The 24,911-nt window shown below is 60.7% G+C and carries 24 protein-coding genes and 1 riboswitch; of the genes, 17 read left to right on the plus strand and 7 right to left on the minus strand.

Going from position 1 to position 24,911, the window contains the following annotated elements; all coding sequences use genetic code 11:
• Positions 1 to 75: 75 nt before the first annotated feature.
• Positions 76 to 1,980, plus strand: coding sequence for a molecular chaperone HtpG (htpG, locus tag BLU63_RS19935; RefSeq protein WP_083377278.1), 1,905 nt, complete (start codon positions 76 to 78; stop codon positions 1,978 to 1,980).
• A gap of 67 nt (positions 1,981 to 2,047) precedes the next feature.
• Positions 2,048 to 2,776, plus strand: coding sequence for a dienelactone hydrolase family protein (locus BLU63_RS19940; protein ID WP_010456825.1), 729 nt, complete (start codon positions 2,048 to 2,050; stop codon positions 2,774 to 2,776).
• 135 nt (positions 2,777 to 2,911) lie between these two features.
• Here BLU63_RS19940 and BLU63_RS19945 read toward each other — a convergent pair whose 3' ends face one another.
• The gene (locus tag BLU63_RS19945) at positions 2,912 to 3,772 is read right to left on the minus strand and encodes a pirin family protein (RefSeq protein WP_083376012.1); all 861 of its coding nucleotides are present in this window, start codon (positions 3,770 to 3,772) and stop codon (positions 2,912 to 2,914) included.
• A gap of 61 nt (positions 3,773 to 3,833) precedes the next feature.
• Positions 3,834 to 4,250 (minus strand): OsmC family protein, encoded by a 417-nt coding sequence (locus tag BLU63_RS19950; protein WP_083376013.1) that lies wholly within the window; start codon positions 4,248 to 4,250, stop codon positions 3,834 to 3,836.
• A 142-nt stretch (positions 4,251 to 4,392) separates the two neighbouring features.
• Here BLU63_RS19950 and BLU63_RS19955 point away from each other — a divergent pair, with 142 nt between their 5' ends.
• The 3 genes from BLU63_RS19955 (at position 4,393) to BLU63_RS19965 (ending at position 8,104) form a co-directional block, all read left to right on the plus strand.
• The gene (locus tag BLU63_RS19955) at positions 4,393 to 5,403 is read left to right on the plus strand and encodes an amidohydrolase family protein (RefSeq protein WP_083376014.1); all 1,011 of its coding nucleotides are present in this window, start codon (positions 4,393 to 4,395) and stop codon (positions 5,401 to 5,403) included.
• A 149-nt stretch (positions 5,404 to 5,552) separates the two neighbouring features.
• Positions 5,553 to 6,929: a pyridoxal-phosphate dependent enzyme gene (locus BLU63_RS19960; RefSeq protein WP_077749778.1), complete on the plus strand. Its 1,377-nt coding sequence runs from the start codon at positions 5,553 to 5,555 to the stop codon at positions 6,927 to 6,929.
• Entirely contained in the window at positions 6,926 to 8,104 is a 1,179-nt protein-coding gene (locus tag BLU63_RS19965) for a trans-sulfuration enzyme family protein (RefSeq protein WP_083376015.1), read from the plus strand. Before BLU63_RS19960 ends, BLU63_RS19965 begins: the two co-directional genes overlap by 4 nt.
• A 64-nt stretch (positions 8,105 to 8,168) precedes the next feature.
• Here BLU63_RS19965 and BLU63_RS19970 read toward each other — a convergent pair whose 3' ends face one another.
• Genes BLU63_RS19970 through purM form a run of 3 tightly spaced genes read right to left on the minus strand, consistent with a single transcriptional unit; the run spans position 8,169 to position 10,599 of the window.
• Positions 8,169 to 8,882, minus strand: a complete 714-nt coding sequence (locus BLU63_RS19970; protein ID WP_077749780.1) for a DUF3108 domain-containing protein — start codon at positions 8,880 to 8,882, stop codon at positions 8,169 to 8,171.
• Positions 8,883 to 8,890: 8 nt separating this feature from the next.
• Positions 8,891 to 9,541 carry a phosphoribosylglycinamide formyltransferase gene (purN, locus tag BLU63_RS19975; RefSeq protein ID WP_010456811.1) on the minus strand — a complete coding sequence of 217 codons (651 nt, stop codon included), beginning with the start codon at positions 9,539 to 9,541 and terminating at the stop codon, positions 8,891 to 8,893.
• Positions 9,541 to 10,599: a phosphoribosylformylglycinamidine cyclo-ligase gene (gene purM / locus BLU63_RS19980; protein ID WP_010456810.1), complete on the minus strand. Its 1,059-nt coding sequence runs from the start codon at positions 10,597 to 10,599 to the stop codon at positions 9,541 to 9,543. Before purM ends, purN begins: the two co-directional genes overlap by 1 nt.
• A 384-nt stretch (positions 10,600 to 10,983) precedes the next feature.
• On the opposite strand from purM, the gene BLU63_RS19985 reads away from it, so the two are divergent.
• The 6 genes from BLU63_RS19985 (at position 10,984) to BLU63_RS20010 (ending at position 16,362) form a co-directional block, all read left to right on the plus strand.
• Entirely contained in the window at positions 10,984 to 12,042 is a 1,059-nt protein-coding gene (locus BLU63_RS19985; RefSeq protein WP_083376016.1) for a DUF2066 domain-containing protein, read from the plus strand.
• Positions 12,043 to 12,080: 38 nt separating this feature from the next.
• Positions 12,081 to 13,154, plus strand: coding sequence for an AI-2E family transporter (locus tag BLU63_RS19990; RefSeq protein WP_010456806.1), 1,074 nt, complete (start codon positions 12,081 to 12,083; stop codon positions 13,152 to 13,154).
• Between the two features lie 230 nt (positions 13,155 to 13,384).
• The gene (hda, locus tag BLU63_RS19995) at positions 13,385 to 14,089 is read left to right on the plus strand and encodes a DnaA regulatory inactivator Hda (protein WP_010456804.1); all 705 of its coding nucleotides are present in this window, start codon (positions 13,385 to 13,387) and stop codon (positions 14,087 to 14,089) included.
• Between the two features lie 214 nt (positions 14,090 to 14,303).
• Positions 14,304 to 14,930, plus strand: coding sequence for a C40 family peptidase (locus BLU63_RS20000; RefSeq protein ID WP_010456802.1), 627 nt, complete (start codon positions 14,304 to 14,306; stop codon positions 14,928 to 14,930).
• A 219-nt stretch (positions 14,931 to 15,149) separates the two neighbouring features.
• Positions 15,150 to 15,686 carry a C40 family peptidase gene (locus BLU63_RS20005; RefSeq protein ID WP_010456801.1) on the plus strand — a complete coding sequence of 179 codons (537 nt, stop codon included), beginning with the start codon at positions 15,150 to 15,152 and terminating at the stop codon, positions 15,684 to 15,686.
• Between the two features lie 22 nt (positions 15,687 to 15,708).
• Positions 15,709 to 16,362 (plus strand): O-methyltransferase, encoded by a 654-nt coding sequence (locus BLU63_RS20010; RefSeq protein WP_077749784.1) that lies wholly within the window; start codon positions 15,709 to 15,711, stop codon positions 16,360 to 16,362.
• Positions 16,363 to 16,464: 102 nt separating this feature from the next.
• On the opposite strand, the gene BLU63_RS20015 is transcribed toward BLU63_RS20010, so the two are convergent.
• Together BLU63_RS20015 and BLU63_RS20020 are read right to left on the minus strand one after the other, a co-directional pair.
• Complete coding sequence (locus BLU63_RS20015; RefSeq protein WP_083376017.1) at positions 16,465 to 17,778, minus strand: PQQ-dependent sugar dehydrogenase; 1,314 nt, start codon at positions 17,776 to 17,778, stop codon at positions 16,465 to 16,467.
• Between the two features lie 67 nt (positions 17,779 to 17,845).
• Positions 17,846 to 18,430, minus strand: coding sequence for a hypothetical protein (locus BLU63_RS20020; protein ID WP_077749786.1), 585 nt, complete (start codon positions 18,428 to 18,430; stop codon positions 17,846 to 17,848).
• A 155-nt stretch (positions 18,431 to 18,585) separates the two neighbouring features.
• Positions 18,586 to 18,818: riboswitch (cobalamin riboswitch) on the plus strand.
• An 80-nt stretch (positions 18,819 to 18,898) separates the two neighbouring features.
• On the opposite strand from BLU63_RS20020, the gene cobO reads away from it, so the two are divergent.
• The 6 genes from cobO to BLU63_RS20050 are packed head-to-tail and all read left to right on the plus strand — an operon-like array spanning position 18,899 to position 24,903.
• Positions 18,899 to 19,510, plus strand: coding sequence for a cob(I)yrinic acid a,c-diamide adenosyltransferase (gene cobO / locus BLU63_RS20025; protein WP_077749787.1), 612 nt, complete (start codon positions 18,899 to 18,901; stop codon positions 19,508 to 19,510).
• Between the two features lie 10 nt (positions 19,511 to 19,520).
• On the plus strand, positions 19,521 to 20,918 hold the full coding sequence (locus BLU63_RS20030) for a cobyrinate a,c-diamide synthase (RefSeq protein ID WP_077749788.1): 1,398 nt from the start codon (positions 19,521 to 19,523) through the stop codon (positions 20,916 to 20,918).
• Positions 20,915 to 21,565, plus strand: a complete 651-nt coding sequence (gene bluB, locus BLU63_RS20035; RefSeq protein ID WP_083376018.1) for a 5,6-dimethylbenzimidazole synthase — start codon at positions 20,915 to 20,917, stop codon at positions 21,563 to 21,565. Before BLU63_RS20030 ends, bluB begins: the two co-directional genes overlap by 4 nt.
• A complete protein-coding gene (cbiB, locus tag BLU63_RS20040; RefSeq protein WP_010456786.1) occupies positions 21,562 to 22,470 on the plus strand; it encodes an adenosylcobinamide-phosphate synthase CbiB in 909 nt (302 codons plus the stop codon). Before bluB ends, cbiB begins: the two co-directional genes overlap by 4 nt.
• On the plus strand, positions 22,463 to 23,455 hold the full coding sequence (cobD, locus tag BLU63_RS20045) for a threonine-phosphate decarboxylase CobD (protein WP_083376019.1): 993 nt from the start codon (positions 22,463 to 22,465) through the stop codon (positions 23,453 to 23,455). The genes cbiB and cobD overlap by 8 nt, the downstream gene beginning before the upstream one ends.
• The gene (locus BLU63_RS20050; RefSeq protein ID WP_083376020.1) at positions 23,452 to 24,903 is read left to right on the plus strand and encodes a cobyric acid synthase; all 1,452 of its coding nucleotides are present in this window, start codon (positions 23,452 to 23,454) and stop codon (positions 24,901 to 24,903) included. Before cobD ends, BLU63_RS20050 begins: the two co-directional genes overlap by 4 nt.
• The last annotated feature ends 8 nt before the right edge of the window (positions 24,904 to 24,911 follow it).

Raw genomic sequence — 24,911 nt, forward strand, 5'->3', positions numbered from 1 at the left:
CCCCAAACTCTGATGACAACCCGCCGCCGACCCTTCAGGTCGCGGCCACTGCCATCTGATTGGAGTTTGATGACCATGAGTGTGGAAACTCAAAAGGAAACCCTGGGCTTCCAGACCGAGGTGAAGCAACTGCTGCACCTCATGATCCATTCGCTGTATTCCAACAAGGAAATTTTCCTTCGCGAATTGATCTCGAACGCCTCTGACGCTGTCGACAAATTACGTTTCGAAGCCCTGTCCAAGCCTGAACTGCTGGAAGGTGGCGCCGAACTGAAAATCCGTGTGAGCTTCGACAAGGACGCCAAGACCGTCACCCTCGAAGACAACGGCATCGGCATGAGCCGTGAAGACGCGATTACCCACCTGGGGACCATCGCCAAATCCGGCACTGCTGATTTCATGAAACACCTGTCTGGCGATCAGAAGAAAGACTCGCACCTGATCGGTCAGTTTGGTGTCGGTTTCTACTCGGCCTTCATCGTCGCTGACAAAGTTGACGTGTTCAGCCGTCGTGCCGGTTCTGCTGCCAGCGAAGGCGTGCATTGGTCGTCCAAAGGTGAAGGCGATTTTGAAGTTGCCACCGTTGAGAAAGCCGAGCGCGGCACCCGTATCGTCCTGCACCTTAAATCCGGTGAAGACGAATTCGCCGATGGCTGGCGTCTGCGCAACATCATCAAGAAGTACTCCGACCACATCGCTCTGCCGATCGAGTTGCCGAAAGAAGTGGCAGCTGTCGAAGGTGAAGAGAAGCCTGCAGTTGAATGGGAAACCGTCAACCGCGCCAGCGCCCTGTGGACTCGTCCTCGCACCGAGATCAAGGACGAGGAATACCAGGAGTTCTACAAGCACATCGCTCATGACTTCGAAAATCCGCTGAGCTGGAGCCATAACAAGGTCGAAGGCAAGCTCGAATACAGCTCGCTGCTGTATGTGCCGACCCGTGCTCCGTTCGACCTGTACCAGCGTGAAGCGCCGAAAGGCCTGAAGCTCTATGTACAGCGCGTATTTGTCATGGATCAGGCCGAGTCGTTCCTGCCGCTGTACCTGCGCTTCATCAAAGGTGTGGTCGATTCCAACGACTTGTCGCTGAACGTGTCGCGGGAAATCCTGCAGAAAGACCCGATTATCGATTCCATGAAGTCGGCGCTGACCAAGCGCGTTCTCGACATGCTGGAAAAACTGGCGAAGAACGAGCCTGAGCAATACAAAGGCTTCTGGAAGAACTTCGGTCAGGTCATGAAAGAAGGCCCGGCAGAAGACTTCGCCAACAAAGAGAAAATCGCTGGGCTGCTGCGTTTTGCATCGACAAGCGGTGATGAAGGTGAGCAAGTGGTGGGTCTGGCCGAGTACTTGGCTCGCGCCAAGGAAGGTCAGGACAAGATCTATTACCTGACCGGCGAAACCTACGCGCAAGTCAAGAACAGCCCGCACCTGGAAGTCTTCCGCAAGAAAGGCATCGAAGTGCTGCTGCTGACCGACCGCATTGATGAGTGGCTGATGAGCTACCTCAGCGACTTCGACGGCAAGAGCTTTGTCGACGTGGCGCGCGGTGACCTGGACCTGGGCAACCTGGATTCGGAAGAGGACAAGAAAGCCGCGGAAGAAGTCGCCAAGTCCAAAGAGGGCCTGGTTGAGCGTCTGAAAACTGCACTGGGCGAATCCGTCGCCGAAGTACGGGTTTCCCACCGTCTGACCGATTCCCCGGCGATCCTGGCCATCGGCGAGCAGGACCTGGGCATGCAGATGCGTCAGATCCTCGAAGCCAGCGGTCAGAAGGTTCCGGATTCGAAGCCGATCTTCGAATTCAACCCGGCTCACCCGCTGATCGAGAAACTCGACAACGAGCAGAGCGATGAACGCTTCGGCGACCTGTCGCACATTCTCTTCGATCAGGCGGCACTGGCAGCCGGCGACAGCTTGAAAGACCCGGCCGCGTATGTGCGCCGCCTCAACAAGCTGCTGGTTGAACTGTCGGTTTAACCGAGTTGTAAAAAAAACCCGCTTCGGCGGGTTTTTTCATTCTGGTGTCTTTTACTGGGAGTTAGTCATGAGCCAAATCACTGTTCGTTCCGTCGCTTATCAGCTTGATGGCCAGTCGTATGAAAGCCGTCTGGCGTTCGATGCCGACCACAAAGGCCCGCGCCCCGGTCTGTTGATGGCGCCGAACTGGATGGGTGTCAGCGCCGGTGCCGAGGAGATCGCCAAATCGGTGGCGGCCAAGGGTTATGTGGTGTTGATCGCCGACCTGTACGGCCAGTCGGTGCGTCCACAGAATGGCGACGAGGCGGGTGCAGCGATGATGCCGCTCAAGAACGACCGCGCCTTGCTGCGCAAGCGCATGCAAGCGGCGTTCGAACAGTTGCAAGGGCAGGGCGAGGCGGCGGTTGATACCTCGAAACTGGCGACCTTCGGTTTCTGCTTCGGCGGTTGCTGCGCACTGGAACTGGCCCGCACGGGCGCGCCGGTAAAAGCGGCGGTTTCGTTCCATGGCACGCTGGATACGCCGAACGTCAACGATGCTAAAACCATCAAGGGCTCGGTGCTGGTGTTGCACGGTGCATCCGACCCGCTGGTGCCGAAAGAGCAATTGCCGGCGTTTGAAGAGGAAATGAATGCGGCGGGGGTGGATTGGCAACTGCTGAGTTACGGCGGCGCGGTGCATTCGTTTACTGACCCGCATGCGAATGTGCCGGGCAAGATGATGTATGACGCGAAGACGGCGGCTCGGGCGTTTACTTCGATGCACAATCTGCTGGATGAAGTTTTTAAAGACTGATAGCTGATTCCGCCCTGACACTTTCGGTGTCAGGGCCAACCTCATCGCGAGCAGGCTCACTCCTACAATTGGAATGCATTCTCCCTTGTAGGAGTGAGCCTGCTCGCGATGGCGGTGTTACTGCTACCGACGATGCTAAGGCAGCTCGATCCGCTCGCTTTCCCCCGGCACCGTCGGCCAATCCCCAGCCGCCCAGCGTCGTCGCGCTTCATCGATCGCCGCCGGATCGCTCGCCACAAAATTCCAGTTGATTCGCCGCGGCCCGTCCAGCGGTGCCCCACCAAACAGCACGGCATGACAGTCGCTCTCGGCGAACAACGTCATTTCCTCTCCGGCAGGCAGCACCACCAGCGCATGGGGCTCCAGCAGCTCGCCATCAAGCTGTGCGTCGCCGCTGAGCACGTACAGTGCCCGCTCTTCATGCTCGGTCGGGATTAGCAAGGTGGTCGCCGTTTGCAGGTTCAATTCCGCATACAGCGTAGGAGAAAGCACCGGCACCGGCGATTCCAGGCAAAAGCCTGACCCGGCAATCATGCGGATCTTCACGCCAAGGTTATCGCTGACCGGCAACGTCGCTGCCGGATGATGGCTGTAGTGACCGGGCCCCTGTTCCTGCGTCTTGGGGGAGGCGAGCCAAACCTGCAAACCGTGCATCGTGAAGCCGCTTTCCTTCAAGGTTTCAGGCGTGCGTTCAACGTGAGCAATTGCACTGCCCGCCGTCATCCAGCTGACATCGCCAGCATCGACCACCTGATCGGAGCCGAGGCTGTCCTTGTGCTGGATTTTTCCTTCGAACAAATACGTGAGGGTGGACAGGCCAATGTGCGGGTGCTGACGGATGTTCATGCCTGTTCCCGCCGCATAACGGGTTTCGAGCATGTGGTCGAAAAAGACGAAAGGCCCGACGCTGCGGCATTTGGCTGACGGCAGCGGGCGCAGAATCGGTTGGCCCTCGACATCTTCGGCGCGAGGGCGGATCACGAGTGGCGTGTTCATGGTGCATTCCAGGCTGAGCGGGTGACGCGTGGAGCATAACCCGCTTGCGCAGCCCTTGCCGCTATTGGCTGAAGGCACCTTCGGAGAGATGGGTTTCGATGCTCACCTCGGTGCTGGTCATCAGCTTGTGTACCGGGCAGCGGTCGGCCACGCGGTGCAACTCGTCGCGCTGGGCGTCGGTGAGCACGCCCTTGAGGGTCAGTTTGACGTGCAGGGCATATTTGCCTTTCTGCTCTTCGCTGTTGTCACGTTTGACTTCAACCGTGACGCCGGTCAGCGGAATGTCTTTCTTCTTTGCGTACAGCTTCAGTGTCAGGGCCTTGCAGGCACCCAGGGCCGCGTCGAAGTAGTCGTGTGGCTCAGGGGCCGAGCCTTCGCCGCCAGACGTGGTCGGCACATCGGCAAAAAGCTGGTGGTCATCGATCTGGACGCTGTGGCGAAAACCTTCGGCGGAAACGGTATTGACGGTAACGGTCATTGGGAGCCTCCCAGGCTAAAAAGTCATTCGATCAAAACAGACCTCGAAGTTATAGAGCATTCCTGACGATGCGCGTTCCACTTTCTTACCGGCTGAACCGTCTTGAGTGTGCAAAGGTCTACGTCTTTCCTGCCCCCGGAGAATGCCCGTGCCCCTGTTCCGTTTGAGCCTTGCCTGTTTGCTGGTGCTATCCAGTGCTTACGTCAATGCACGCGAATACGCCTACAGCGATGCGCACCTGCATTACGTGGACTTTTTTCAGGAAACCGCCGGCATGCCGACATTGCTCAAGGCCATGGACGACAATGCCATTGATCATGTGATGATTTCCGGGATCCCGGTGGCGAAGAAATGGCACGAAGACGAACCGAAGCGCCCGCGCTATTACGCCGGTGATGACGCCGATGCCTATTGGTACAGCGCGACGGATGTGATCGTCGCGGCAGCGGTAAGCAAATTGACCCCCGAGCAGCGTCAACGCTTTCACCCGTTCCTGTCCGGTTTCAACCCCAACGACAAAAACTCCGCAGCGCACATCCAGCGAATGCTCGATCTCAATCCGGGGCTGTGGCAGGGGATCGGCGAAGTGTTTACCCGGCACGATGACCTGACAGCGCTGACCGCTGGCGACACGCCACGGGCCAACAACGAAGCGATGACGCGGATCTATCACCTCGCGGCGGAGAACGACTTGCCGGTGATGCTGCACTCCAACATCACCTCCAAGCGTGAGAAAAATCCGCTGTACCTGTCGGAAGTCGAGGAGCCGTTGCGTAATCATCCGCATACACGATTCATTTGGGCGCACGCAGGCACCAGCGCCGAGGTCCATCGGCATCAAACCCGACTGGATTTTCTGTTGCCGACCCTGAGCCGAATGCTCGAGGCCTACCCCAATCTGTACATCGACCTGTCCTGGAGCATGCTGACGCCTTACCTGCTGGATGAGCAGGGCAAGCCTTCTGAAGCCTGGCTGGGGCTGGTGGAGCGCTTCCCGGATCGCTTCATGCTCGGCTCTGATGTGGTGGGACGTTTCAACAAGCTGGGTAAGGAAATGCGCAGCTTCGACCCGTTTCTCGACGCCTTGCCTGAGCAGGTGGCGAGAAAAGTCGCGCGGGACAATTTTCTGTCGATTCTGCCGCGCAACCGTTAAGGCTGCGACGCTACCGGTTGGCTGCGCACGGTTGCGGATAGCGCATTCCCTGCCTATGTTCCTTGCGAGGCATTACTGGTGACTGGCGCACGAAGACCCGATGCCGGTTGCTGTCCATCCAGTGCGGATTCTCGCAGCGAGGTAACGACATGCCAAACGACTCCCGCCCTGCCGTGCTTGAACTGATCGGCAATACGCCGCTGGTGCGCGTCAGCCGTTTCGATACCGGCCCGTGTACGCTGTTTCTCAAACTCGAATCACAGAACCCCGGCGGTTCGATCAAGGACCGCATCGGTCTGGCGATGATCGACGCCGCCGAACGCGATGGCCGTCTGCAACCCGGCGGCACCATCGTCGAAGCCACCGCCGGCAATACCGGCCTCGGCCTGGCCCTGGTCGGCCGTGCCAAAGGCTATCGAGTGGTGCTGGTGGTGCCGGACAAAATGTCCACCGAGAAGGTGTTGCACCTCAAGGCCATGGGCGCCGAGGTGCACATCACCCGTTCCGACGTCGGCAAGGGTCATCCCGATTACTATCAGGACGTGGCGGCGCGGCTGGCGCAGGAGATACCCGATGCGTTCTTCGCCGACCAGTTCAACAACCCGGCCAATCCGCTGGCCCACGAATGCAGCACCGCGCCGGAGATCTGGGCACAGACCCAGCATGATCTGGATGCCATTGTCGTCGGCGTCGGTTCGGCCGGCACCCTGACCGGGCTGACGCGCTTCTTTCAACGCGTGCAACCGAACCTGGAAATGGTGCTGGCCGATCCGGTCGGTTCGGTGATGGCCGAGTACAGCCGCAGCGGCACCCTCGGCAAGGCCGGTTCATGGGCGGTGGAAGGCATCGGCGAAGACTTTATTCCATCGATTGCCGACCTTTCCAGCGTGCGCCACGCCTATTCGATCAGCGACGAGGAAAGCTTCGATCACGCCCGTCAACTGCTGCGCGCCGAAGGCATTCTCGGCGGTTCCTCGACTGGCACTTTGCTGGCGGCGGCGTTGCGTTACTGTCGCGAGCAGACCGAGCCGAAACGGGTGGTCAGCTTCGTCTGCGACACCGGCACCCGTTACCTGTCGAAGGTCTACAACGACCAATGGATGAACGATCAGGGCCTGCTGCAATACAAGCGCTACGGCGATCTGCGCGACCTGATCGCGCGGCGTTTCGAGGATGGCCGCGTCATCAGCGTCGGCCCCGACGACACGCTGCTCACCGCCTTCCAGCGCATGCGCCTGGCGGATGTATCGCAATTGCCGGTGCTGGCGGACGGCAAGCGGCTGGTCGGCGTGATCGACGAATCCGATATTCTGCTGGGCGTGCACGAAGACGCTTCGCATTTGCGCATGCCCGTAGCCAGCGCCATGACTGACAAGTTACAAACCCTGCCGGCAAACGCCAGTCTGGCCGAACTGCAGGCGGAACTCGATCGTGGTCTGGTGGCGATCATCGCCGATGCCTCGGGCTTCCATGGCCTGATTACGCGAGTCGACCTGCTTAATCACTTACGGAGATCGCTTACATGAGTCAGCACGATGAATCCGGCGCGCCCCGCGCCTTCGGCACCCGTGTGATCCATGCCGGACAGACGCCGGATCCTTCCACCGGGGCGCTGATGCCGCCGATCTACGCCAACTCCACTTACTTGCAGCAAAGCCCCGGCGTGCATAAGGGCCTCGACTATGGCCGCTCTCACAATCCGACGCGCTTTGCGCTGGAGCGTTGCGTGGCGAACCTTGAGGGCGGCACCCGGGCCTTCGCCTTTGCCTCCGGGCTGGCGGCGATTTCCACGGTGCTCGAATTGCTCGATGCCAACGCGCACATCGTCTCCGGCAACGACCTGTACGGCGGGACGTTCCGTCTGTTCGACAAAGTCCGTCAGCGCAGCGCCGGGCATCGCTTCAGCTACGTCGACCTGACCGACCTGTCCGCCTTCGAAGCGGCGTTGCAGGACGACACGCGGATGGTCTGTGTCGAGACGCCGAGCAATCCTTTGCTGCGCCTTTCTGATCTCGCCGCCATTGCGCTTATCTGCCGCGAGCGCGGCATCCTCTGTGTCGCCGACAACACCTTCGCCAGCCCGTGGATCCAGCGCCCGCTGGAGTTGGGTTTCGATATCGTGGTGCACTCGACGACCAAGTACCTGAACGGCCACTCCGACGTGATCGGCGGCATTGCGGTGGTCGGGCAGAACGCCGAACTGGCCGAGCGCCTGGGCTTTTTGCAGAACGCGGTAGGTGCCATCGCCGGGCCGTTTGACGCGTTCCTCACCCTGCGCGGCGTGAAGACCCTGGCGTTGCGCATGGAGCGTCATTGCAGTAACGCGCTGGAGCTTGCGCAATGGCTGGAGCGTCAGCCGCAAGTGGCACGCGTTTACTATCCGGGCTTGCCGTCGCATCCGCAGCACGAATTGGCGCGGCAGCAGATGCGTGGATTTGGCGGGATGATTTCCCTCGACCTGAACAGCGACCTGGCCGGTGCCAGACGCTTCCTTGAAAATGTGCAGATATTTGCCCTGGCCGAGAGCCTGGGCGGGGTGGAAAGCCTGATCGAGCATCCGGCAATCATGACGCATGCCACCATCCCCGCAGACACCCGTGCACAACTCGGGATCGGCGATGCGTTGGTGCGTTTGTCCGTGGGGGTCGAGGATGTCGAGGATCTGCGCGCTGACCTGGCTCAGGCGCTGGCGCGGATTTGACGTTCAGCAGGCATAAAAAAATCCGGAATCCCTGAGGGATTCCGGATTTTTGTTCAGGCCCGGATCAGCTGCCTTTGACAGCCTTGCCGTTGACCGTACCGTCAAGGAGCATGATGTTGTACTCCTTGCCATCGGTTTCGACCTGTTGCAGGCGAACCAGCAGGTAATCCCAATCCTTGGCGAACCACAGGACGGTGATGCGCTTGCTTTGCGTCGGGTCGCGCACGCGCTCGACCTTGATCGCATCGATCTGGCCGGCCTTGGTGTCGACTTTCTCCGAACCCAGCACGCGGAAGTCATACGTATCGACTTCGCCATCATCGACGACCTGATAGCTCATGCTTTTTTTGCCGGCGGCCACATCGTGTTGCAGGGCCAGCTGATAGGTGGATTTGTCGACCATGCCACGGTTCAGCGGGATCTTGACCGCATCACCGCGATCGGTGCCAGTGACCATTTTGTTGGTCCAGTCGAAGTCCAGGTCGGCTTTCTTGGCTTTACCCAGACCACCGCGTTCGAAGTGGTAGGACTGGGGCAGCAACGTGTCCTTGTCCAGGGTCAGGGTGCTTTCTTCTGTCAGGCTGGCGATCATCATCGAGGCCTTGAAGCTGAGCTTCCAGACACCGTTGGCACCCTGGGTCAGGCTGCGTTCAGCCGTGCCACTCATGGGCAGCTGCTTCCAGTCGGCGGTGTAGCTGGCGGAGAAAGGTTGAAGGTCTGCAGCCTGCGCGAAAGGCAGGGCAAACAGAGCGCAAGCGAAGAGCAGGGCGCGACGCATAAAATCTCCTAGTGTCGAATCAAGTGGCCGCTGGCCGCGAGTAACTTTCCATCCAGTAAAGCACCTTGCTCACCGAGCGATAAACGGCCTTCGGCAAACCAGCGTACAGCCATCGGGTAGATCAGGTGTTCCTGAACATGGACTCGCTGCGCCAGACTCTGCGGCGAATCGTGCAACTCTACCGGTATTACTGCCTGTACGACCAGTGGTCCGCCATCGAGTTCCTCGGTGACGAAGTGCACGGAGCAGCCATGTTCCGTGTCGCCGGCTTCCAGCGCGCGCTGATGAGTGTGTAACCCTTTGTATTTGGGTAGCAGCGAGGGATGGATGTTGAGCAGGCGACCCGCGTAGTGGCGCACGAAGTCAGCGCTGAGAATGCGCATGAAACCGGCCAGTACCACGAGTTTGGGGTTGAAGGCGTCGATCAGTTCGATCAGCGCGGCATCGAAGGCTTCGCGGCCTTCGAAAGCCTTGTGATCCAGGGAGCGGGTGTCGATACCCGCGTCCCTGGCGCGTTGCAGGCCGTAAGCGTCGGCGCGGTTGGAAATCACCGCGGCGATGCGGACCGGGCTGTCGCCGGTCCGCGTGCTGTCGATCAAGGCCTGCAAGTTACTGCCGGTGCCGGACAACAGCACCACCACATCACAGGTCTGGGACATCAATGAGCCTTGAGGTTCTTCAGTTCAACCTGGGCTGCGCCTTCGGCAGCGGTGGCGATCTGACCGATAACCCATGGCTGCTCGCCGGCTTCACGCAGGACGTTCAGGGCAGTTTCAACGTGCTCTTGAGCCACGCAGATGACCATGCCCACGCCGCAGTTCAGCACGCGGTGCATTTCGTTTTCGTCGACGTTGCCTTTCTCTTGCAGCCAGTCGAACACGGCAGGGCGGGTCCAGCTTGCGACGTCAACCACGGCTTGGGCGCCTTTTGGCAGTACGCGCGGGATGTTGTCCAGCAGGCCGCCACCGGTGATGTGGGCCATGGCTTTGACCGCGCCGGTGTCCTTGATCAGCTTGAGCAACGGTTTCACGTAGATGCGGGTCGGGGCCATCAGCAGGTCGGTCAGCGGTTTGCCGTCGAGCTGGATATTTTCGATATCGGCACCGGAGACTTCGATGATCTTGCGGATCAGCGAGTAGCCGTTGGAGTGCGGGCCGGAAGACGGCAGGGCGAGCAGGGCATCGCCGGCAGCGACTTTCGAACCGTCGATGATTTCGGATTTTTCCACGACGCCGACGCAGAAGCCGGCCAGGTCGTAGTCTTCGCCTTCGTACATGCCAGGCATTTCAGCGGTTTCGCCGCCGACCAGGGAGCAGCCGGACAGTTCACAGCCAGCGCCGATGCCGGTCACGACCTGGGTCGCGGTTTCGACGTTCAGCTTGCCGGTGGCGTAGTAGTCGAGGAAGAACAGCGGCTCGGCGCCGCAGACCACCAGGTCGTTCACGCACATGGCCACCAGGTCGATGCCGATGCTGTCGTGCTTGTTCAGGTTCAACGCCAGGCGCAGCTTGGTGCCCACGCCGTCGGTGCCGGAAACCAGTACGGGCTGCTTGTAGCCGGCCGGGATTTCGCAGAGGGCGCCGAAACCGCCCAGGCCGCCCATGACTTCCGGGCGCGCAGTGCGCTTGGCGACGCTCTTGATGCGTTCGACCAATGCTTCACCGGCGTCGATGTCTACACCGGCGTCCTTGTAGCTCAGGGAGGGTTGCTTGCTCATGATCCAGGCCTTTAGGGGGGATTCAGGGGTAACGACCGAGTCCAGTGGGACCGCTGAAATAAACGAAGGCGAGCGCCTTGCACGAATTTCAGGGTGCCCGGCTGTTGCCGGTCTGCGAAGGCGCGCGATTTTATCAGGCTTGAAGGGCAGCGGCCATCCTCACGCCGACGGCAGGGGCATATCGGCTGAAAAAAACCTCTATTGCCCGTGTTGGTCGCCGCCTCGATGGCTGTATAAGGTATCGCGATTAACCGTCTATCGTTATGACAGTGCGAAAAACTTAGTCAGATCGTGGTGAATGTTTTGCGCAGGGATGTGGTCACAGCCTTGCTCGATCATCTTCATGCGGTCTGTTCCAGCCGCTCTCGTCGTCAGGAATCTCCCATGCGTTTTTTTTCCAGATTTTTATTTGCAGGCTGTTTTTCACTGGTCAGCCTGGCGAGTCATGCCGAAACCGTCAAAGGCCTGTATCAAGTGCGCGAGCCTGTCAGCAGTCAATCGTCTGAGGAACGCGACCAGGCGACCCAGCGCGCGCTGGACACCCTGGTGCTGCGCCTGACCGGTGATCCCAAGGCTGCGCAAAGTCCGGGGTTGGCGGCGCTACGCAAAGATCCGCAACAGATCATCAGTCAATACGGTTTCGACGCCGGTCCGCCGGAAGTGCTGAAAGTCGATTTCGACCCGGCCAGCACCGAACAAGCCTTGCGCCGCGCCGGGTTGTCTTTGTGGGGGACGAATCGGCCGTCGATCCTGAGTTGGTGGTTGAACGACTCCGCCGAGGGATCGAGCCTGGTGGGCGATGGCCAGTCCAGCGCCGCGCCGTTGCGTCGCGCAGCCCAGCATCGTGGTCTGCCGTTGCGGTTGCCGTTGGCGGACCTGAGTGAGCAACTGGTGGCTACGGCACCCAACCTTGAAGGGGCAGATGCAACGCCGTTGCGCGCTGCCTCGGACCGTTACAGCGCCGATGCCTTGCTCGCGGTGCATGCCCGGGAAGAGGGTGGCCAGTGGCAGGCCAAATGGAACATGTGGCTGGGCGACAAGAAAGAGGCGGGCAGCGTACAAGGGGTGGATCAGGCTGCTGTGGCCGATGCGGTGATGCTGGCGGTCAGTGAGCGACTGGCACCGCGGTTTGTCGTCAAGCCGGGCGCTTCGGGCGAACAATTGCTGGAAGTGCAGGGCATGAACCTGGAACGCTACGCCGCCCTTGGACGCTTGCTGGAGCCCTTTAGGGCGCGCCTGCAAACGGTTGATGGCGAGCGCATTCTCTATCGGGTCAATGGCAGCGCCGAGCAGTTACGTTCGCAGCTGTCCCTCGCGAAGTTGCAGGAAGTTCCAGCCGGTGAGGCGCCTGCACCGGCAGCGCCTGCGCAGCCAGCCGAGGGTGCGGCGCCGGTCGTTGCACCAACCCCGGCACCGGTGCCACAGCTGAGATTCCGTTGGTAAGGTTTTCTTTCTTTATATAGATGCATATGGAGTGGTACATGGCGGATACGCGGCGTTGGTTCTGGTTGGGTGGGGTGGTTCTGCTCTGCGTGTTTGTCTGGTTGTTGCATCCGATCCTGACGCCCTTTCTGGTCGCGTTGCTGCTGGCCTATCTGTTCGATCCGCTGGTGGATCGGCTGGAAAAGGCCGGTCTGTCACGCACCTGGGGCGTGGTGGCGGTGTTTGCGCTGATCACCTTGATCTTCACCACATTGCTGCTGGTGCTGGTGCCGATGCTCGCCAAGCAGTTATTTCGCTTGTATGAACTGGCGCCGCAGATGCTTGACTGGCTGCAGCACACTGCACTGCCGTGGGCGCAATCAAAATTCGGACTGTCGGATAACTTCTGGAAGTTCGACAAGCTCAAGGCCGCGATCAGCGAACACATGGGCCAGACCACCGACATCGTCGGGGTGGTGCTGAGTCAGGCGACGGCGTCCGGGCTGGCGTTGATCGGCTGGCTGGCGAATCTGGTGCTGATCCCTGTCGTGAGTTTCTACCTGCTGCGGGACTGGGACCTGATGATGGCCAAGATCCGCAGCCTGCTTCCCCGTGATCGTGAAGAACGCGTGGTGACCCTGGCGGGCGAATGCCATGAAGTGCTGGGGGCATTTGTGCGCGGGCAGTTGCTGGTGATGCTGGCGCTGGGCGTGATCTACGCTGCGGGCTTGATGCTGGTGGGGCTGGAGCTGGGGTTGTTGATCGGTCTGATCGCAGGCCTGGCGGCCATTGTGCCGTACATGGGGTTTGTCATCGGGATCGGCGCGGCGTTGATCGCCGGCCTGTTCCAGTTCGGTGGCGATCTGTATCCCATGATCGGCATCGTTGCGGTGTTCATGGTCGGGCAGGCACTGGAAGGCATGGTGCTGACGCCGTTGCTGGTGGGCGATCGTATCGGTCTGCACCCGGTGGCGGTGATCTTCGCGATTCTGGCGGGGGGCGAACTGTTCGGCTTTACCGGCGTGTTACTGGCGTTGCCGGTGGCGGCGGTGATCATGGTGCTGGTGCGTCATGTGCATGATTTGTATAAGGATTCTGATATCTACAGTGGTGTCGACGAACCGGAGCTGTAAGAGTCGTTGAAGTCCTGTGGCGGGCGGCCTGGTTCCATGCCGGGTCGGCCCGTATCCCTCGCGCGGCTGTCACATGCGCCGCCAAAGAAACTGTCATGAAACCAGGGCGTTAACGCAAACCTTTGATTTTGCTTGTGGTCTGTCGCATTGTGCGACCCGCCTCACGGGTATAAACTTCGCAAACTTTACACAGAGGCCACTAACGGTTCCTTTGGAACTGTTCAGTCAGCATGAAACCGATTCAGCTGCCCCTAGGTGTGCGTCTGCGTGATGACGCTACCTTTATCAATTACTACCCAGGCGCCAATGCCGCTGCACTCGGCTATGTCGAGCGGCTATGCGAAGCCGACGCCGGCTGGACAGAAAGCCTGATTTATCTCTGGGGCAAGGACGGGGTAGGGCGCACGCACTTGTTGCAGGCCGCCTGCCTGCGCTTCGAACAACTGGGGGAGCCGGCGGTGTATCTGCCGCTGGCCGAGCTGCTGGACCGCGGCATCTCGATCCTCGACAACCTCGAACAATACGAACTGGTCTGCCTGGATGATTTGCAGGCCGTGGCCGGCCGGGCGGATTGGGAAGAGGCGTTGTTCCATCTGTTCAATCGTCTGCGCGACAGCGGTCGGCGTCTGTTGATTGCTGCATCAACCTCGCCGCGCGAACTGCCGGTGAAACTGGCTGACCTGAAATCGCGCCTGACCCTGGCACTGATCTTCCAGATGCGTCCGCTCTCTGATGAAGACAAATTGCGCGCCTTGCAACTGCGTGCATCCCGTCGCGGCCTGCACCTGACCGATGAAGTCGGGCATTTTATTTTGACTCGTGGTACCCGCAGCATGAGCGCGCTTTTCGAGCTGCTTGAGCGTCTCGATCAGGCCTCCCTTCAAGCTCAGCGCAAGCTGACGATTCCGTTCCTGAAAGAAACCCTAGGCTGGTAAAACCTAAGCTTGGCGGGGGTTTTTGGCATATTTCAGGCGCCAGAAAATCCGCTTTCCTGCAGGGTGCAGGCTGCGCGAGTGTCTAAATGGGGCTTAAGCGCTTAGATGTAATCGCGAAACCGGGAAGTCACATAAAGTTCGATTGAATTTGCAAATGAGGATGATAGCGGGCATAGTCTCGGCTTCTTTACAACTATCAGCCACGGTCGTGCCCATGCTAAAGCGCTTCGCACCCCTCGTGCCTCTCGCACTCGTCACCCTGTTGTTCGGTTGCGCTGCCCACTCCCCAGTGACTCAGCAAGAGCAACAACAGCAGGTCAAGAATTCAGTTACTGCGCAGTCTTCTTCCGTTCTTTTCCAGGAAGAACTAGCCACCGATAAAGAACTGGCAAACTTCGCCGATGGCAAGTCGTACCAGCTTCCGGTTCTGGCTGACAGCATCCTCGAGCGTGGCATGTCCCTGATCGGTACCCGTTACCGTTTCGGCGGCACCTCCGAGGCTGGCTTCGATTGCAGCGGTTTCATCGGTTATCTGTTTCGTGAAGAAGCCGGCATGAACCTGCCGCGCTCCACTCGCGAAATGATCAACGTCGACGCTCCGCTGGTAGCTCGCAGCGCGCTGAAGCCGGGGGATCTGCTGTTCTTCGCCACCAATGGTCGTCGTGGTCGTGTCAGTCACGCCGGGATCTACCTGGGTGACAACCAGTTCATCCACTCCAGCAGCCGCAAAAGCGGTGGTGTCCGGGTCGATAGCCTGGGCGACAGCTACTGGAGCAAGACCTTCATCGAAGCCAAACGCGCCCTCGCGATGGCTCCGACCGTGGTCACTGCACGCAAATAAGGCTTAACCTGTCGCCACGTGGGTGGCGACAACTACCTCTTCGCAACGAAGTAGGCGGACACTTTGTAAGGCGAACTTAAAGTCTTACTTGAAGTTTGGCCCATAGCCGCTAGAATCCAGATCTATTATTGATGGCAAACCGCCTGCGTCCTGCGCAGGCGGTTTTCTTTTCTGCCTTCCCGGCAGAAAAAGCCGCAGCCAGATCAGGATGTTCTGCTTATGACGATGTCGGCCCGCCTCGCAATCATGTTCTTCGCAGCGCTGCTCAGCGCCTGCGCCAGTCGCACACCGCCGCCTGCGCCGGTGGTTCGTGCACCCATTGTTTTCGGTAACCCACAACCCTTTTCCCCCGAGGCAGAAGACGTGCTGTTCCGCGCGCTGGGCCTGGTGGGCACGCCGTATCGTTGGGGGGGCAACACGCCGGATTCGGGTTTCGATTGCAGCGGCCTGATCGGTTACGTCTACCATGACGTCACCGGTATTTCCCTGCCGCGTACCACCCGCGAAATGATCAGCATGCAGGCGGCCAACGTCGGCAAGGAAGGCCTGCAAACCGGTGACTTGATCTTCTTCGCCACCAATGGCGGATCCCAGGTCAGTCATGCCGGTATCTACGTCGGTGAAGGTCGCTTCGTTCATGCGCCGGCCACTGGCGGCACGGTGAAGCTCGACAGCCTGTCCAAGGCTTACTGGCAGAAGGCTTATCTGAGCGCCAAGCGCGTTCTGCAGCCTGAACACCTGGCGCGTAATCCGTAGCGTCCTGTCCGAAGAGGTTGTCATGACCGCTCGCACTCTCAATCTCGACGATGCCCTGTATCAATACCTGCTCGACGTTTCCCTGAGGGAAACGCCGCTGCTCAAGCGCTTGCGCGACGAGACCCAGGCGATGCCAATGGCGCGCTGGCAGGTAGCGCCGGAGCAGGGGCAGTTCCTCGCGTTATTGGTCAAACTCATTGGTGCCAAGCGCTTGCTGGAAGTCGGTACGTTTACCGGTTACAGCGCCCTGTGCATGGCCGCTGCATTGCCGCAGGGCGGTTCGCTGATTTGCTGCGACATTCCCGGCGACTACAACGCTATCGCACGCCGTTATTGGCAGGAAGCGGGGCTGGCCGAGCGAATTGACCTGCGGCTGGCCCCTGCACTGGAAACGCTCGCCATGCTGGATCAGCCGGAGGCGTTCGACCTGATCTTCATTGATGCCGACAAGTCCAACTATCCGAACTATCTGGAGCATGCACTGCGTCTGCTGCGCGTCGGCGGGCTGGCGGTGTTCGATAACACGCTGTGGAGTGGGCGGGTGCTTGAGGAGAATCCCGAGAGTGCAGACACCCGAGCCATCCAGGCGCTCAATCGCGCCTTGAAGAATGACGTGCGTGTGGATCTGTCGTTGTTGCCGTTGGGTGATGGGCTCACGCTCTGTCGAAAACGCTGACCCTTGTAGGAGCGAGGCTTGCCCGCGAAGGCGTCGGCACATCCAACATTGATGTTGCCTGTCCTACAGCCTTCGCGGGCAAGCCTCGCCCCTGCAGGGCGGCTATTTAGCGGCCGAAACGCGCCACACCTTGTTCCCCACATCATCGGCCACCAGCAAACCGCCCTGCTGATCAATCACCACGCCTACGGGCCGACCCATGGCTTTTTCAGCTTCGTTGAGGAAGCCTGTCAGTACATCAACCGGTTGGCCGGTCGGCTTGCCACCCGCGAACGGGACGAAAATCACTTTATAGCCACTGTGCGGCTTGCGATTCCAGGAGCCGTGCTGGCCGATGAAGGCGCCTTCCTTGAATTGCGCGGGAAGTGTGTTGCCCTCGGCAAACGACAGGCCCAGCGATGCGGTATGTGGGCCGACCGCATAATCCGGAGCAATGGCCTTGGCCACCAGATCTGGGTTTTGCGGCTCGACGCGGATATCGACGTGCTGGCCGTAGTAGCTGAAGGGCCAGCCGTAGAACCCGCCGTCTTTCACTGACGTGATGTAGTCCGGCACCAGGTCGCTGCCGATTTCGTCGCGCTCATTGACCGCCGTCCACAGGGCGCCGGTCTGAGGTTCCCAGGCCAGGCCGTTCGGATTACGAATCCCCGAGGCGAAGATCCGGTGATTGCCGGTGGCGCGATCCACTTCCCAGATCGCCGCACGACCTTCCTCCTGATCCAGGCCGTTTTCGCCGACGTTGCTGTTGGAGCCGACGGTGACGTACAGCTTGCTCCCATCCTTGCTGGCGATGACGTTTTTGGTCCAGTGGTGATTCAACGTGCCGCCCGGCAGATCGACCACCTTGATCGGCTGCGACTTGATTGCGGTGTCGCCATTTTCATAATGAAAGCGCAGCAAGCGGTCGGTATCGGCGACATACAGGTCATTGCCGACCAGGGTCATGCCGAAGGGCGAATTGAGGTTTTCCAGGAACACCGTGCGGGTTTCGGCGATGCCGTCGTGGTCCTTGTCCCGCAGCAGCGTGATGCGGTTGGGGCTAGGGACGCCGGCACCGGCACGGCCCATGACTTTGCCCATCACCCAGCCGCGAATGCCTTTGCCGTCATCGGGTTTGGGAGGGGCATTGGTTTCCGCCACCAATACATCGCCGTTGGGCAGCACGTAGAGCCAGCGCGGGTGATCGAGCCCTTCGGCAAATGCCGCTACCTGAGTGCCTGCCGCAGCGGTGGGTTTTGCACCCTCTGGCCAGCCGATCGCCGGGGCGATATTCACCGTCGGGATCAGGGTCTTGTTCGGCTCGGGCAGCTTGGGTGACGGGCCGGTGCCGTCGGAGACTTGCAGGCTGGAGGTTTCACCACAGGCGGCGAGCCCTCCGGCGAGCGCGATGACGAGAACGAGCTGGGGCTTGCGCATGCTGGACTTCCCTATGAATGCATTGACTTAGTCATAGAGAAGCTTAGACGCGCGATGGTTCAACCGGTCAGCCGCGGGCTTCCTTGAGCAGCACGGCGATGCCGGGGTGATAGTGACCGGCTTCGTTGCGCAACTTGCGATAGGCGTACGGGAAATACCAGGCCACGGCGCAGCTGTGTTCCTTTTGCAGGTCGTCGACCATGTCCTGGAGTTCTTCCGGGGTCGCGCTCTGTTGGGCCTTTTGTGGCGCAACGAACAGGCAGCCGAGTTTCAGGTCGCTGGCGTAGCTGATGCGTTTGGCGTCGCTGGTGATGTCCTGCAGCGCCTGGCTCAGGTTCAGGCTGTTGACCTTCGGCCAGCGTTGAGTGGCCTGAAGGTAGGCGCGTTCTTCGGCGGTGGCGATAAACAGGTCGGCGCGGCTGTTGCGTTCGCCTTCTTCGTTCTGTTTACGGGTCGGCGTTTGTTGCAGCGTGACCATTTCCGCCATCCAGGCTGCGGCGCAGAGCAGGCCAAGGTTGGCTTTCTCGTCGTACCAATAAGGCGTGTCGTTATCGCCGCGCACGGCGTTAAAGCGGTCGATACAGTCAAACCAGCGTTCCAGCACCGGTCGCAGGAATTCCAGCTTCGGATTACTGATGATCATGCCTTGCATGTCACTCACCCTTGTAATTGTGTTGTTGGGTTTATGGCGCTTTGATATCACTGCTGGCAGTATGGCGCAAGATTGACGTCAGGTTATTGATGGACGGCAGTCTATCGAGAATCCGTGCCCTGTCTTCAATTGACGCTCCCCCCCCAACCCTCTAACCTTCGCGGCTTGTTTCAGGTGCTCTGTGGCGAAGCCGACAGAGTGAAACAGGGAAGCCGGTGAGTGACTCTCTTCAAGCGACGAAGAGTCATGATCCCGGCGCTGCCCCCGCAACGGTAAATGAGTAAAGACTGCGTCTTGAGCCACTGTGTCGACTGTCGATATGGGAAGGCGCGCAGTCCGGCGCAAGCCGCTCATGAGCCCGGAGACCGGCCTGATTCATCCAACGGCATCACGGTGGGCGATGCCAGGCTTGTTGCCGTCTATTCTTGTGCCTGCCCGCCGTTATCCAGCCTCAACGGAGAGCTCCCCATGACTGATTCCCCTGATCGTGACGAACGCCACCTTGCGCGCATGCAGCGCAAAAAAGCGGTGATCGACGAACGCATCGCCAACTCCCCGAACGAGTGCGGCCTGCTGCTGGTGCTGACCGGCAACGGCAAAGGCAAGAGCAGCTCGGCCTTCGGCATGCTCGCCCGGTCCATGGGCCACGGCATGCAGTGCGGCGTGGTGCAGTTCATCAAGGGCCGTAACAGCACCGGCGAAGAGCTGTTCTTCCGCCGTTTCCCGGAGCAGGTGCGTTTTCATGTGATGGGCGAGGGCTTCACTTGGGAAACCCAGGACCGCCAGCGTGACATCGCCGCCGCCGAGGCCGCATGGGCGGTGTCCCAGGAACTGCTGCGTGACCCGTCGATCGGTCTGGTGGTGCTGGATGAGTTGAACATCGCCCTCAAGCACGGCTACCTCGACCTCGATCAGGTTCTCAGTGATTTGCAGGCGCGTCCGCCGATGCAGCACGTGGTGGTCACCGGTCGCGGCGCCAAGCCAGAGATGATCGAACTGGCCGACACAGTCACCGACATGGGCGTGATCAAGCACGCGTTCCAGGCCGGCATCAAAGCGCAAAAAGGCGTCGAGTTGTGAGCCGCACTTTATGAATAGTCATCGTCATTGCCCGGCGGTATTGATTGCCGCGCCGGCCTCCGGTCAGGGCAAGACCACCGTCACCGCCGCGCTGGCCCGTTTGCACCGCAATCAGGGGCGCAAGGTCCGCGTGTTCAAATGTGGCCCGGACTTTCTCGACCCGATGATTCTCGAACGCGCCAGCGGTGCGCCGGTGTATCAACTGGACATGTGGATGGTCGGCGAGCAGGAAAGTCGTCGTCTGTTATGGGAAGCGGCCGGGGAAGCCGACCTGATCCTGATAGAAGGCGTCATGGGCCTGTTCGACGGCACGCCGTCCAGCGCCGACCTGGCGCGGCACTTCGGTGTGCCGGTGCTCGGCGTGATCGACGGCACGGCCATGGCGCAGACCTTTGGTGCGTTGGCGTTGGGGCTGGCGAAGTATCAGCCGGACTTGCCGTTTGCCGGTGTACTGGCCAACCGCGTGGGCACGCTGCGTCATGCGCAATTGCTCGAAGGCAGCCTGACGGAAGGCTTGCGCTGGTACGGCGCCTTGTCGCGGGAAACCGCGATCGAATTGCCCAGTCGGCACCTCGGTCTGGTCCAGGCCAGCGAGTTGAACGATCTCGACCTGCGCCTCGATGCGGCGGCCGAATCGCTGGCCAGCAGTTGCGATGTGGCGCTGCCGCCTGCCGTGGAGTTCGCCGGGCCCGACGTGATCGCCGCCGAGCCTTTGCTTAAAGGCATCCGAATTGCCGTGGCCCGTGATGAAGCGTTTGCCTTCACCTACGGCGCGAGCCTGGACTTGCTGCGGGCCATGGGCGCCGAGCTGCTGTTCTTCTCGCCGATCCGCGATGCTGATTTGCCGGAAGCTGACAGCCTTTATCTGCCGGGCGGTTATCCGGAACTGCACCATGTGGCGCTGTCACAGAACACCTCGATGCTCGACGCGATCCGCGCCCATCATGCTGCCGGCAAACCGTTGCTGGCCGAGTGCGGCGGGATGTTGTACCTGCTCGATTCGTTGACTGATGTCGAGGGAACTCGCGCCGAACTGGTGGGCTTGCTCAAAGGTGATGCGGTGATGCAAAAGCGTCTGGCCGCGCTGGCGTTGCAAGCGGTTGAGTTGCCGGAAGGTTCACTGCGTGGGCACACCTATCACCATTCGTTGACCAGCACCGAACTTGAGCCGATTGCCCGTGGACTCAGTCCGAACGGCGGGCGTGGGGCGGAGGCGGTTTACCGTGAGGGGCGGATGACCGCCTCTTATGTGCATTTTTATTTTCCGTCCAATCCCACCGCAGTCGCCGCGCTTTTTGCGCCGGACCTTGATGCCGTCTTCGCGAGCAGGCCGAATCGTCGCACCGTCGCTCCTACAATGGATCACCTAACCCCTGTAGGAGCGAGCCTGCTCGCGAAGAGGCCATGACCGACAACGCATTCTCCGAAGCCGAACGCGAAGCGGTCTACCGAGCCATCGCCGAACGTCGCGACATGCGCCACTTCAGCGGCGGCACCGTCGAGCCCGAGTTGTTGCGGCGTCTGCTCGAAGCCGCCCACCAGGCCCCGAGCGTCGGCCTGATGCAGCCCTGGCGCTTCATCCGCATCAGCGACCGGGCCCTGCGAGGCAACATCCAGCGACTGGTGGAAGAAGAACGCATCCGCACCGCCGAAGCCCTCGGCGAGCGCACTGACGAATTCATGAAGCTCAAGGTCGAAGGCATCAACGACTGCGCCGAGGTGTTGGTCGCCGCGCTCATGGATGATCGAGAGCGCCACATCTTCGGTCGTCGCACCTTGCCGGAAATGGACATGGCCTCGCTGTCCTGCGCGATCCAGAACCTCTGGCTGGCCTCTCGCGCCGAAGGTCTGGGCATGGGCTGGGTGTCGCTGTTCGAACCGCAAGCGCTGGCGAACCTGCTGGGTTTGCCACCCGGGGCCAAGCCGTTGGCGGTTCTTTGCCTCGGCCCGGTCAAGGAATTCTATGCGGCGCCGATGCTGGTACTCGAAGGGTGGGCGCAGGCGCGTCCGCTCAGTGAGTTGCTGTATGAAAATTATTGGGGAGTGAGTCAATGAGTGTGGCGTTATTGAGTGTCGCCGCGGTTGCGCTGGACGCGCTGCTGGGTGAACCCAAACGCTGGCATCCGCTGGTGGCGTTCGGCCGTTTTGCCGACCGCATCGAGCAACGTTTCAACGGTGAGGGGCGTGGCTGGCGCAGCCATGGCGTCACCGCGTGGGTGATCGCGGTCGTGCCGCTGACCTTGCTTGCCACGGCTTTTTCCTGGGCACCGTATGTGGGCTGGATTGTCGAGATTCTCGCGCTCTATTGCGCCCTCGGCATGCGTAGCCTCGGTGAGCACGTCGAGCCGGTGGCCAAGGCTTTGCGCAGCGATGATCTGGACGAAGCCCGCAAGCGCGTGGGTTATTTGGTCAGCCGTCAGACCAGTGAACTGGATCAAACCGAAGTGGCCCGTGCCGCCACTGAATCTGTCCTGGAGAACGGCAGCGATGCGGTATTTGCCGCGCTGTTCTGGTTTGCCGTGGCCGGTGCGCCCGGTGTGGTGCTCTATCGCTTGAGTAACACCCTCGATGCCATGTGGGGTTACCGCAACGAACGCTTCGAACGTTTCGGTTGGGCGGCGGCGAAGATCGACGATGTCCTCAACTACCTGCCTGCACGCCTGGTGGCGTTGACCTACGCGCTGCTGGGCAAAACCCGGCTGGCCTTGAAATGCTGGCGCACCCAGGGCCCGACCTGGGACAGCCCCAACGCCGGGCCCGTCATGGCGGCCGGTGCCGGTGCGCTCGGCGTCGAGTTGGGCGGGGCGGCGATCTATCACGGTGAATTGCATCAGCGCCCGCAACTGGGCGAAGGCGTGCCGGCGGATGCCGATTCCATCGACCGTGGCTGGCAATTGGTTCAGCGCGGGGTATGGTTATGGCTGCTGATTCTCTGCGTGGGAGCTGAATTCTATGCTTGAGCACGGTGGTCGCTTGCGCAAGGCCGCGCTCGAATATGGCATTGCCGAAGCTGACTGGCTGGACCTGTCCAGCGGTCTCGCGCCGTGGCCATTCCCGATCCCGGACATTCCGTTGCGCGCCTGGGCGCGCTTGCCGGAAACCGATGATGGTCTGGAGCAGGCCGCTTGCGATTATTACGGCACCGGACAGGTGCTGCCGGTGGCCGGTTCGCAAATGGCCATCCAGTTACTGCCGCGTTTGCGTCGGGCCGGTAAGGTCGGCGTGCTGTCGCCGTGTTACGCCGAACACGCGCACGCATGGCGCAGCAATGGTTACATCGTGCGCGAGGTGCTGGAGCAGGAAGTCGACTTCTATATCGACAGCCTCGACGTGCTGGTGGTGGTCAACCCGAACAACCCGACAGGCTTGAGCCTGAGCCCGAGTCGCTTGCTCGACTGGCATGCCCGACTGGCCTCGCGCGGCGGCTGGCTGGTGGTGGACGAAGCGTTCATGGACAACACGCCGGCGTTGAGCCTCGCGCCGTTTGCCCATCAGGTCGGCCTGATCGTGCTACGTTCCTTCGGCAAGTTTTTTGGCTTGGCCGGTGTGCGGTTGGGCTTTGTGCTGGCTGAGCGCAAGTTGCTCAAGTTGCTCGCAGAGCAGGTGGGCCCGTGGGCGGTCAGCGGGCCGACACGCGTGTTGGGCCAAGCCTGTTTGCTGGACACCGAAGGCCATGCAAGGCAGCGCGCGCGCAGCGAAGAGGCCGGCAAACGCCTGGCACTTTTGCTTGGGCAGTATGGTTTGCAGCCGCAGGGTGGCTGCGCCTTGTTTCAATGGCTGATGATCGAGCATGCCGAAGCGCTTCACGAGTTCATGGCCAGGCGCGGCATCTTGCTGCGGCTGTTCGCCCACAACAGCAGCGTGCGTTTCGGCTTGCCGGCGGATGAAGCCGATTGGCTGCGTCTTGAGCAAGCGCTTCAAGCCTTCGTAAAGGAAGCCCAATGACAACATTGATGGTGCAGGGCACCACCTCCGACGCCGGTAAAAGCACGCTGGTGACGGCGTTGTGTCGCTGGGTCACGCGTCAGGGCGTGCGCGTCGTGCCGTTCAAACCGCAGAACATGGCCCTCAACAGTGCCGTGACCGCCGACGGCGGCGAGATCGGCCGCGCCCAGGCGGTGCAGGCCCAGGCGGCCAACCTGGAACCGCACACTGACATGAATCCGGTGCTGCTCAAGCCCAACAGCGACACCGGCGCCCAGGTCATCATCCATGGTCGCGCGGTCACCACCATGAATGCGGTCGCCTATCACGACTACAAAGCCATCGCCATGCAAGCCGTGCTGGCTTCCCATGAACGATTGAGCGCGGCGTATCCGGTGGTCATGGTCGAAGGCGCGGGCTCGCCGGCCGAGATCAATCTGCGTGCCGGCGACATTGCCAACATGGGCTTTGCCGAAGCGGTGGATTGTCCGGTGGTGTTGATCGCCGACATCAATCGCGGCGGGGTGTTCGCGCATCTGGTGGGCACGCTGGAACTGCTGTCGCCGACCGAGCAGGCGCGGGTCAAAGGCTTCATCATCAACCGTTTTCGCGGTGACCTCGCCTTGCTGCAACCCGGCCTCGATTGGCTGGAAGCGCGCACCGGCAAACCGGTGATCGGCGTGCTGCCGTATGTGATGGATTTGCACCTGGAAGCCGAGGACGGCATCGATCAGCGCCAGGCCGACAAGGCTGAACGCGTGCTCAAAGTGCTGGTGCCGGTGCTGCCGCGCATCAGCAACCACACCGATTTCGATCCGCTGCGCCTGCATCCGCAAGTCGACCTGCAATTCATCGGCCCCGGCCAGGCAATCCCGCCGGCTGATCTGATCATTCTTCCCGGCTCGAAAAGTGTGCGCAGTGATCTTGCGTACCTGCGGGCCAATGGCTGGGACACGGCCATCAGTCGTCATCTGCGTTATGGCGGAAAAGTGCTGGGGATTTGCGGCGGTCTGCAGATGCTCGGTGAGCAGGTGCACGATCCGCTGGGCCTCGAAGGCGCGCCGGGTTCCAGTGCTGGCCTGGGCTTGCTGGCGTTCGAAACACAGCTCGAAGAAGAGAAGCAATTGCGCAATGTGCGCGGTCGTCTGGCGCTGGAGGATGCGCAGGTCAGTGGCTATGAAATCCATGCCGGGGTGACCACCGGGCCAGCGCTGGAAAACGCTGCGGTGCAGCTGGACGATGGTCGCTGCGATGGCGCGCAAAGTGTTGACGGGCAGATTTTCGGCACCTACCTGCATGGCCTGTTTGAATCCCCGGCGGCGTGCAGTGCGCTGCTGCGCTGGGCGGGTTTGCAGGAGGTGCAGGACGTGGATTACCACGGGTTGCGCGAGCGGGATATCGAGCGGTTGGCGGATCTGGTGGAGAAGCATTTGGATACCGCGTTGTTGCGTGAGCTCTGCGGTTTTTGAGAGGACGC

The organism is Pseudomonas mandelii (assembly GCF_900106065.1).
Lineage (GTDB): Bacteria > Pseudomonadota > Gammaproteobacteria > Pseudomonadales > Pseudomonadaceae > Aquipseudomonas > Aquipseudomonas mandelii.

Coding starts and splice junctions, on each gene's coding strand:
- htpG (WP_083377278.1), top strand. CDS start 76: ATGAGTGTGGAAACTCAAAAGGAAACCCTGGGCTTCCAGACCGAGGTG.
- BLU63_RS19940 (WP_010456825.1), top strand. CDS start 2,048: ATGAGCCAAATCACTGTTCGTTCCGTCGCTTATCAGCTTGATGGCCAG.
- BLU63_RS19945 (WP_083376012.1), bottom strand. CDS start 3,772: ATGAACACGCCACTCGTGATCCGCCCTCGCGCCGAAGATGTCGAGGGC.
- BLU63_RS19950 (WP_083376013.1), bottom strand. CDS start 4,250: ATGACCGTTACCGTCAATACCGTTTCCGCCGAAGGTTTTCGCCACAGC.
- BLU63_RS19955 (WP_083376014.1), top strand. CDS start 4,393: ATGCCCGTGCCCCTGTTCCGTTTGAGCCTTGCCTGTTTGCTGGTGCTA.
- BLU63_RS19960 (WP_077749778.1), top strand. CDS start 5,553: ATGCCAAACGACTCCCGCCCTGCCGTGCTTGAACTGATCGGCAATACG.
- BLU63_RS19965 (WP_083376015.1), top strand. CDS start 6,926: ATGAGTCAGCACGATGAATCCGGCGCGCCCCGCGCCTTCGGCACCCGT.
- BLU63_RS19970 (WP_077749780.1), bottom strand. CDS start 8,882: ATGCGTCGCGCCCTGCTCTTCGCTTGCGCTCTGTTTGCCCTGCCTTTC.
- purN (WP_010456811.1), bottom strand. CDS start 9,541: ATGTCCCAGACCTGTGATGTGGTGGTGCTGTTGTCCGGCACCGGCAGT.
- purM (WP_010456810.1), bottom strand. CDS start 10,599: ATGAGCAAGCAACCCTCCCTGAGCTACAAGGACGCCGGTGTAGACATC.
- BLU63_RS19985 (WP_083376016.1), top strand. CDS start 10,984: ATGCGTTTTTTTTCCAGATTTTTATTTGCAGGCTGTTTTTCACTGGTC.
- BLU63_RS19990 (WP_010456806.1), top strand. CDS start 12,081: ATGGCGGATACGCGGCGTTGGTTCTGGTTGGGTGGGGTGGTTCTGCTC.
- hda (WP_010456804.1), top strand. CDS start 13,385: ATGAAACCGATTCAGCTGCCCCTAGGTGTGCGTCTGCGTGATGACGCT.
- BLU63_RS20000 (WP_010456802.1), top strand. CDS start 14,304: ATGCTAAAGCGCTTCGCACCCCTCGTGCCTCTCGCACTCGTCACCCTG.
- BLU63_RS20005 (WP_010456801.1), top strand. CDS start 15,150: ATGACGATGTCGGCCCGCCTCGCAATCATGTTCTTCGCAGCGCTGCTC.
- BLU63_RS20010 (WP_077749784.1), top strand. CDS start 15,709: ATGACCGCTCGCACTCTCAATCTCGACGATGCCCTGTATCAATACCTG.
- BLU63_RS20015 (WP_083376017.1), bottom strand. CDS start 17,778: ATGCGCAAGCCCCAGCTCGTTCTCGTCATCGCGCTCGCCGGAGGGCTC.
- BLU63_RS20020 (WP_077749786.1), bottom strand. CDS start 18,430: ATGCAAGGCATGATCATCAGTAATCCGAAGCTGGAATTCCTGCGACCG.
- cobO (WP_077749787.1), top strand. CDS start 18,899: ATGACTGATTCCCCTGATCGTGACGAACGCCACCTTGCGCGCATGCAG.
- BLU63_RS20030 (WP_077749788.1), top strand. CDS start 19,521: ATGAATAGTCATCGTCATTGCCCGGCGGTATTGATTGCCGCGCCGGCC.
- bluB (WP_083376018.1), top strand. CDS start 20,915: ATGACCGACAACGCATTCTCCGAAGCCGAACGCGAAGCGGTCTACCGA.
- cbiB (WP_010456786.1), top strand. CDS start 21,562: ATGAGTGTGGCGTTATTGAGTGTCGCCGCGGTTGCGCTGGACGCGCTG.
- cobD (WP_083376019.1), top strand. CDS start 22,463: ATGCTTGAGCACGGTGGTCGCTTGCGCAAGGCCGCGCTCGAATATGGC.
- BLU63_RS20050 (WP_083376020.1), top strand. CDS start 23,452: ATGACAACATTGATGGTGCAGGGCACCACCTCCGACGCCGGTAAAAGC.